This window comes from Dokdonella sp. (assembly GCF_039926425.1).
In the GTDB taxonomy this organism is placed as follows: Bacteria; Pseudomonadota; Gammaproteobacteria; order Xanthomonadales; family Rhodanobacteraceae; genus Dokdonella_A.
Window position 1 is genome coordinate 25625 of sequence record NZ_JBDSWZ010000200.1, and the last position, 6127, is coordinate 31751.

At 65.8% G+C, this 6127-nt stretch carries 7 protein-coding genes; 2 read left to right on the forward strand and 5 right to left on the reverse strand.

The features are described 5' to 3' along the window. Positions 1–17 precede the first annotated feature (17 nt). Together ABIV12_RS11755 and ABIV12_RS11760 are read right to left on the reverse strand one after the other, a co-directional pair. Entirely contained in the window at positions 18–1175 is a 1158-nt protein-coding gene (locus ABIV12_RS11755; RefSeq protein WP_348059466.1) for a methyltransferase, read from the reverse strand. Further along, positions 1175–2044 carry a polyprenyl synthetase family protein gene (locus ABIV12_RS11760; protein ID WP_348059468.1) on the reverse strand — a complete coding sequence of 290 codons (870 nt, stop codon included), beginning with the start codon at positions 2042–2044 and terminating at the stop codon, positions 1175–1177. The genes ABIV12_RS11755 and ABIV12_RS11760 overlap by 1 nt, the downstream gene beginning before the upstream one ends. 117 nt (positions 2045–2161) lie before the next feature. Here ABIV12_RS11760 and crtD point away from each other — a divergent pair, with 117 nt between their 5' ends. Both crtD and ABIV12_RS11770 read left to right on the forward strand, forming a co-directional pair. Further along, the gene (crtD, locus tag ABIV12_RS11765) at positions 2162–3703 is read left to right on the forward strand and encodes a 1-hydroxycarotenoid 3,4-desaturase CrtD (RefSeq protein ID WP_348059470.1); all 1542 of its coding nucleotides are present in this window, start codon (positions 2162–2164) and stop codon (positions 3701–3703) included. 20 nt (positions 3704–3723) lie between these two features. Next, a complete protein-coding gene (locus ABIV12_RS11770; protein WP_348059474.1) occupies positions 3724–4575 on the forward strand; it encodes a hypothetical protein in 852 nt (283 codons plus the stop codon). Positions 4576–4613: 38 nt separating this feature from the next. Here the strand turns inward: ABIV12_RS11770 and ABIV12_RS11775 are convergent, their stop codons facing one another. The 3 genes from ABIV12_RS11775 to ABIV12_RS11785 all read right to left on the reverse strand — a co-directional run. Beyond that, complete coding sequence (locus ABIV12_RS11775) at positions 4614–4766, reverse strand: hypothetical protein (RefSeq protein ID WP_348059477.1); 153 nt, start codon at positions 4764–4766, stop codon at positions 4614–4616. 13 nt (positions 4767–4779) lie between these two features. Further along, positions 4780–5871: a phytoene/squalene synthase family protein gene (locus ABIV12_RS11780; RefSeq protein ID WP_348059479.1), complete on the reverse strand. Its 1092-nt coding sequence runs from the start codon at positions 5869–5871 to the stop codon at positions 4780–4782. Next, the coding region (locus ABIV12_RS11785; protein WP_348059481.1) for an FAD-dependent oxidoreductase at positions 5852–6127 on the reverse strand (276 nt) is incomplete at its 5' end. The genes ABIV12_RS11785 and ABIV12_RS11780, both read right to left, overlap by 20 nt.

Consider the following 6127-nt stretch of genomic DNA (forward strand, 5'->3'; position numbering starts at 1 on the left):
TTTTTGACGACTTTACGTCAGACCAATCGCGGATGGGCCACCAGGAGCCGCGTTTGCAACGGCAAACGGGTGTCGATCATCCTGCCGCGATCGAATCCTGATTGGTGGAGAAGTTCGCCCAGTCGCTCGGGCGTCCGCGTTCGGCCGCTCCCCATGGCCAGCAGGTAGAACGCGAAGTACGCATCGGCCACCGCTTCGGCGCCGCGCGTACCCGACATCGGTTCGGCAATGAGCAAGACGCCGTCGTCCGGGAGCGCACGTCGCACCGCCGCAAGAATGGCGAGCACGGTGTCATCGTCGTGATCGTGCAGGACGCGAACGAGGCTCACGACGTCCGCCCCTGTCGGCAACGGATCCGTCCGAAAACTCCCGGCATGCACGCTCGCACGGTCTGCGAGCGCCAGTTCCGCAAGTCGCGCCTGGGCCCGTCCTGCAACGGCGGGAAGATCGAACAACATCAGGCGCAAGTGCGGCGCTCGCGCCGCTGCCGCTGCGAGGAACGCACCCTCGCCGCCACCGACATCGAGCAGGCATCGGTGCTTGCCGATCGAATACGCATCGAGCACTTCGTCGGCAATCAGCGGCTGCGATGCGGTCATGAGCGTGCTGTAGCGCGCAACGTTCTGGGCCTCCAGCTGATCGGGCTGATCCGACTGAGCGTACGGCCAGTACTGGGCGAGCTCACCCTGACGAACCTGCATGCGCAACAGCTCGACCGGGAAGCGCAGGTCGTTGTAGAGCATGCGGTGGTGTTCGATCATCGACTGCAGCGCGTCGTTGCCGACGAGAGTGGCGCCGAGCGCACCGAGTGCATAGCGATCGCCGCGCCGCCGGGCGACGAGGCGAAGCGAAACCGCCGCATCGAGCAGACGCAAGGTTGCATCACGACTGAGTGTCAGCCGCCGCGAGAGCGTGTCGACCGCTTGCGGACCTTCGGCGAGGATATCGAACACGCGCAGGCGGACGCAGGCGAGCAGGACCTGCGAATAGACGAAGCCGGCGCACAAGTCGAACAGCGCAAGTGCTCGCCGGCGTGCGATGGGGCGGGTCAGCGGAAATGCAGCGGCCCAGCGCCGGAAGCGCGGATTCGACATCAGACCGAGCCCGAACGCCTGCAGCCGTTCGAACCAGCCTGACTGCACCTCGATCGCCCTCGATGTCAGCGAACGATGCATCACGCCGCCTGACGCAGATCCCGCGGCAAGAGTCCCTGCGCCTGCGCAAAGATCACCGCACGCAGCGCATCGGCGGCGGGAATCGCGGGAATCGAATCGGTGGCCTCGGCGACCAGCCGCTTGAGGCTGGCGATGGCGCCGTCGAGTCCGAGAAGTGCCACCACACTTGGCCGTCCGAGCGCCGCGTCACGCCCAACCGGCTTGCCAATTTCGCTCGCCGATGCGGTTACGTCGAGAATGTCGTCCGCGACTTGGTAGGCCTCGCCGATTTTTTCGCCCAGCGCTCGCCAGGCTTCCGAATCGGCCTCGCCAACCGCTGCGGCACCGGCCATGGTTGCAGCAGCAAACAAGGATCCTGTCTTCGCCTGCTGGTATTGCGTCAGCGATGCGCGCGGCTCGCACTCCCATGCCTGGCCGGCAACGATCCCGCCCGAAGTTCCGACCGATCGACCAATGATCTTCAACAGAAGTGGCAGCCGCTCCGGCGCCTCGCCGCAGGCATCCGCCAGCGATTCGAATGCCAGCACGATCATCGCGTCGCCTCCGAGCACGGCGAGACGCTCGCCAAACGTGCGGTGCACGGCAGGTTTTCCGCGGCGGGTCGTTGCGTCATCGAAACACGGAAGGTCGTCGTGCATCAGGGACGCGCAATGGAGCAGCTCGATCGACGCCGCGGCCGCATCGGCGATGCGCGGATGCGGATCTCCGCATGCAGACGCCACCGCCAGGCACAATCGGGGTCTGACGCGCGCGCCCCCCGGAAACACTGCGTAGCGGATTGCCGCGGCAAGGCCGGGCGGGCATCCCGCGGATTCGCCGGGCTCGATGGCGGCCAGCAGGGCGTTTTCGATACGCGTCGCAAAATCCATCGTGGTGTCCCGATCGGCGCCGCCGAACTTGTCATTTCGACTTGACGCGTTATTGTGTCATCGACTCTAGACAAACCCCTCCGACCCGTCAATGGAAAATCAGTTGCGGACTCGACGATGCATGCGCCACGGGTAGTCGTCATCGGCGCCGGAATCGGCGGGTTGGCGGCGGCGCTGGAACTGGCGGCCTCCGGTGCCGACGTGACCGTGCTCGAACGCGCATCCGGCCCTGGCGGAAAAATGCGAACGGTCGACGTCGGGGGTGCCGGGATCGATGCCGGACCCACGGTCTTCACGATGCGCTGGGTGTTCGAAGCCTTGTTCGAATCGGTCGGCCTGGATTTCGCCGACGTCGTCCATCTCGACGCGGCACAGACGTTGGCGCGCCACGCCTGGTGCGATGGATCTCGACTGGATCTGCATGCCGATCTGCAGCAAACCGTCGATGCGATCTCGATCTTCGCGGGCGCAGACGAGGGACGTCACTACCGCGAATTTACGCAACGCGCGCGCAAGATCTACACCACACTCGAAAAGCCTTTCATCCGCAGCGCACGCACGGGCCCGCTCGGACTGATGCGCAACGCCGGTGTGCGCGGATTTGGCGATCTGCTGCGCATCTCGCCATTCACGACGCTGTGGCCGGCACTCGGCAAGCACTTCCGCGATCCCAGGTTGCAGCAACTGTTCGCACGCTACGCGACCTATTGCGGCTCATCACCGTTTCTGGCACCCGCAACATTGATGCTGGTCGCGCACGTCGAGCAGGACGGCGTGTGGTACGTGAAGGGCGGCATGCACCAGTTGGCGCTCGCGGTGCAGCGAGCGGCAGAACGGTTTGGCGCAACGTTCCGCTTCGATGCCGAGGTCGCGGAAATCCACGCCGAACGCGGACGGGTGGAGGGCATCACGTTGCAGGGTGGCGAGCGGATCGGCGCCGATGCGGTCGTCGTCAATGCGGACAGCGCCGCGCTCACCTCTGGTGCTTTCGGCGCGGCGGCGGCGCGCGCCGTTCCGGCGTCGAGGGCGACCACGCGATCACTCTCAGCCATCACCTGGCTGATGCAGGCGCGCACGAGCGGCTTTCCGCTGCAGCGTCACAACGTGTTCTTCTCGACCGACTACGCGCGCGAGTTCTCCGACATCTTCGGCCGCGCGCAGGTGCCGTCGGAGCCGACCGTCTACGTGTGCGCGCAGGACCGCGACGACAACGACATGCCCCACACTGGAACGCCGGAACGGCTGCTGTGTCTGGTCAACGCTCCCGCGAATGGCGACACGCACGCTTACACAACCCGCGAGATACGATCATGCGAAGAACGCAGCTTTGGACTCCTCGCGCGTTGTGGCCTCGATGTGGTGCCGGAACCGGAGGCGACCCGGGTGGTGACGCCGACGGACTTCAATCGCCTGTTTCCAGCGACCGGCGGGGCGCTGTACGGGCCGGCGTCACACGGATGGATGGCGTCGTTCAATCGGGCGGGATCGACGAGTCGCCTGCGCGGCCTTTATCTGGCGGGAGGGAGCACGCATCCGGGTCCGGGAGTCCCGATGGCGACGCTGTCGGGACGACTGGCAGCGGCGCGCCTTCTGAAGGACTTCGCTTCGATACGCTCGTTCCATCCAATGGCTATGCCTGGTGGTACGTCGACGCGCTGAGTGATGACGGCCGCAGCGCGATGACCCTGATCGCGTTCATCGGCAGCGTATTCTCGCCGTACTACGCATGGGCGCGAAGGCGCGGAGCGACGGTGGACCCACGGGGTCATTGCGCGATGAACATTGCGCTGCGTGGACCGACGGCCACTCGCTGGGCAATGACCGAGCGCGGCCGCGCAAGCCTGCGGCAGGAAACGTCGAGTCTTGTAATCGGACCGAGCGCGATGCACTGGTCGGCCGGTGTCCTCACGTTCGATCTCGACGAGATCACCGCGCCTTTGCCGTCACGCATTCGCGGCCAGGTGCGGGTGATTCCACAGGCGCTGGCGCAGCAGTCTTTCGCTCTCGACGCGGAGGGTCGTCATCGCTGGGCACCCATTGCTCCGTCCGCGCGTGTCGAGGTCCAGCTGCAGTCTCCGAACGTTCGCTGGTCCGGCACCGGCTATCTCGATTCCAATCAGGGCAGCGAACCGCTCGAGACCAGCCTCGAGCGCTGGACCTGGTCGCGCGCAGCGCTGCGCGATGGCGGCACCGCAGTTCTTTACGACGTGTTGGCGCGCGACGGCGGCGAAAGCCATCTTGCAATCGCGTTCGATCGCGATGCTCGCGCGCATCCCTTCGAACCGCCGCAACGCGCAGTGCTGCCCCGCAGCGGATGGCGCATCGAACGCGCAACCCGATCCGACGACGGAATCGCCCACGTCGACCGCAGCCTGCAGGACGCGCCGTTCTACGCCCGTTCGGTGATCCGATCGCGCGTGCTGGGCCAATCGGTAGCGAGCGTGCACGAGTCGCTCGATCTGCGGCGCTTCCGCATGCCGATCGTGCAGGCGATGCTGCCGTTCCGGATGCCCCGTTCAAATCGACGTTGATCAAAACCGTCGCTGGGTACTCCATGCGGTTGGCCGGATCAAGGCGGATCGCGCTGTTTCCCTCTCACCCTGGCGGACGCCGAATCGCGTTTCTGCGACCGTCGCACCGAGAACAGCTCCCACAGCAACAACGCGAGCACGCCGCCAAACACCAGCGCCATTTCAAGAAGTCCCGCGAGGCTGCTGGTCATCGAACAGCGCGCGTCAGCGGCGCAGACCCGCTTCCATCAAGCCATGCAACGATGCTGCACGCTCACGGCGTTCCATCTGCTCGAACAAATCGAGCAACCACAACGCGCGCGAGCGCACGTGCCACCACGGAAGACTGGATGCCGCTGTCCTCTCGGCGTCGGGAAATGTCGCCATCGTCACCGCGTCGACCAGATAACGCGTCGCAGCAAGCGGCCCGTCATCGCCGCCGGCACGCAGGCGGGTTCCTGCAACCCATGCGCGTCCGAGCAGCCACACCTTGCGCCTCCGGGAAACGATCGCTCGCCGCGAGACCGAGTCGTAGTTGGAATTCGCGACGACGCGGCCGATCTCCGCATAGATGAAGCGCGCCGCATTGATGCCCGGCCGACATTCGGGCGCGAGTTGGGCGACCCCGGAATCGACCTTCGCGTACAGTGCCTCGGCCACGCCCAGAACGTTCCGGATCACCGCACGCACACCATCGTTGATCTCGGGCTTCACCAGCCAGCGCTCCGAATCGATGCCGGCTGCGTGCAATGCATCGAGTGGCAGGTACAGACGCCCTGCGCGTGCGTCTTCGCCAACGTCGCGGGCGATGTTGGTCAGCTGCATCGCGACGCCGAGGTCACATGCGCGTGCGACCGCCGATGCGGATCGCGTTCCCATCAGCACCGACATCATCGCGCCAATGGTGCCGGCGACGCGCGCGGCGTAGTCCTGCAGTTCATCCATCGTGGCGTAGCGGCGCCCCCCCGCGTCCCATTCGAAACCCTCGATGAGCGCGTCGAGCAGTTCACGCGGAAGTGCATGCACGCGCACGACGTCGGCCATTGCGCGGTCCGTCGAGAACGCGCGTGGTGTGCCGGCATAGATCCCGTCGAGCCGGGCGCGAAGTTCAGCGACAGCGTCGACGCCACCCGCGTGCAGGTCGACTGCGTCGTCGGCTTCGCGGCAGAACGAATAGAGGATCGTAGCGGCATCGCGGACGCGCGCTGGCAAAAGGCGCGACGCAGCAGCGAAGGATTTCGAACCGGCTCGCAGAGCGTCGCGACAGGCGACGAGATCTCGAGCCGAATCGACGCGCTCAGGCAAATGTCGCTGCATCGGGCACCACCGAGTCGAGGACGCGTGCGGACGACAGCACGCCGGGGACGCCTGCGCCGGGATGGGTTCCGGCGCCGACGAGATAAAGGTGTTTGATGTCTTCGCTTCGGTTGTGCGGTCGGAACCAGGCACTTTGCTGGAGCACCGGTTCCATGCCGAACGCCGCGCCGCGAAACGCGTTGAGTCGATCCTGGAAATCCTGCGGAGTCAGGATGCGCGATGTCACGATCTGGTTCGCGAGGTCTGGCAGCACGGT

Bases quoted from the DNA above. Each gene is read 5' to 3' on its own strand.
- ABIV12_RS11755 (WP_348059466.1), bottom strand. From the start codon at position 1,175: ATGCATCGTTCGCTGACATCGAGGGCGATCGAGGTGCAGTCAGGCTGG.
- ABIV12_RS11760 (WP_348059468.1), bottom strand. From the start codon at position 2,044: ATGGATTTTGCGACGCGTATCGAAAACGCCCTGCTGGCCGCCATCGAG.
- crtD (WP_348059470.1), top strand. From the start codon at position 2,162: ATGCATGCGCCACGGGTAGTCGTCATCGGCGCCGGAATCGGCGGGTTG.
- ABIV12_RS11770 (WP_348059474.1), top strand. From the start codon at position 3,724: ATGACCCTGATCGCGTTCATCGGCAGCGTATTCTCGCCGTACTACGCA.
- ABIV12_RS11775 (WP_348059477.1), bottom strand. From the start codon at position 4,766: ATGACCAGCAGCCTCGCGGGACTTCTTGAAATGGCGCTGGTGTTTGGC.
- ABIV12_RS11780 (WP_348059479.1), bottom strand. From the start codon at position 5,871: ATGCAGCGACATTTGCCTGAGCGCGTCGATTCGGCTCGAGATCTCGTC.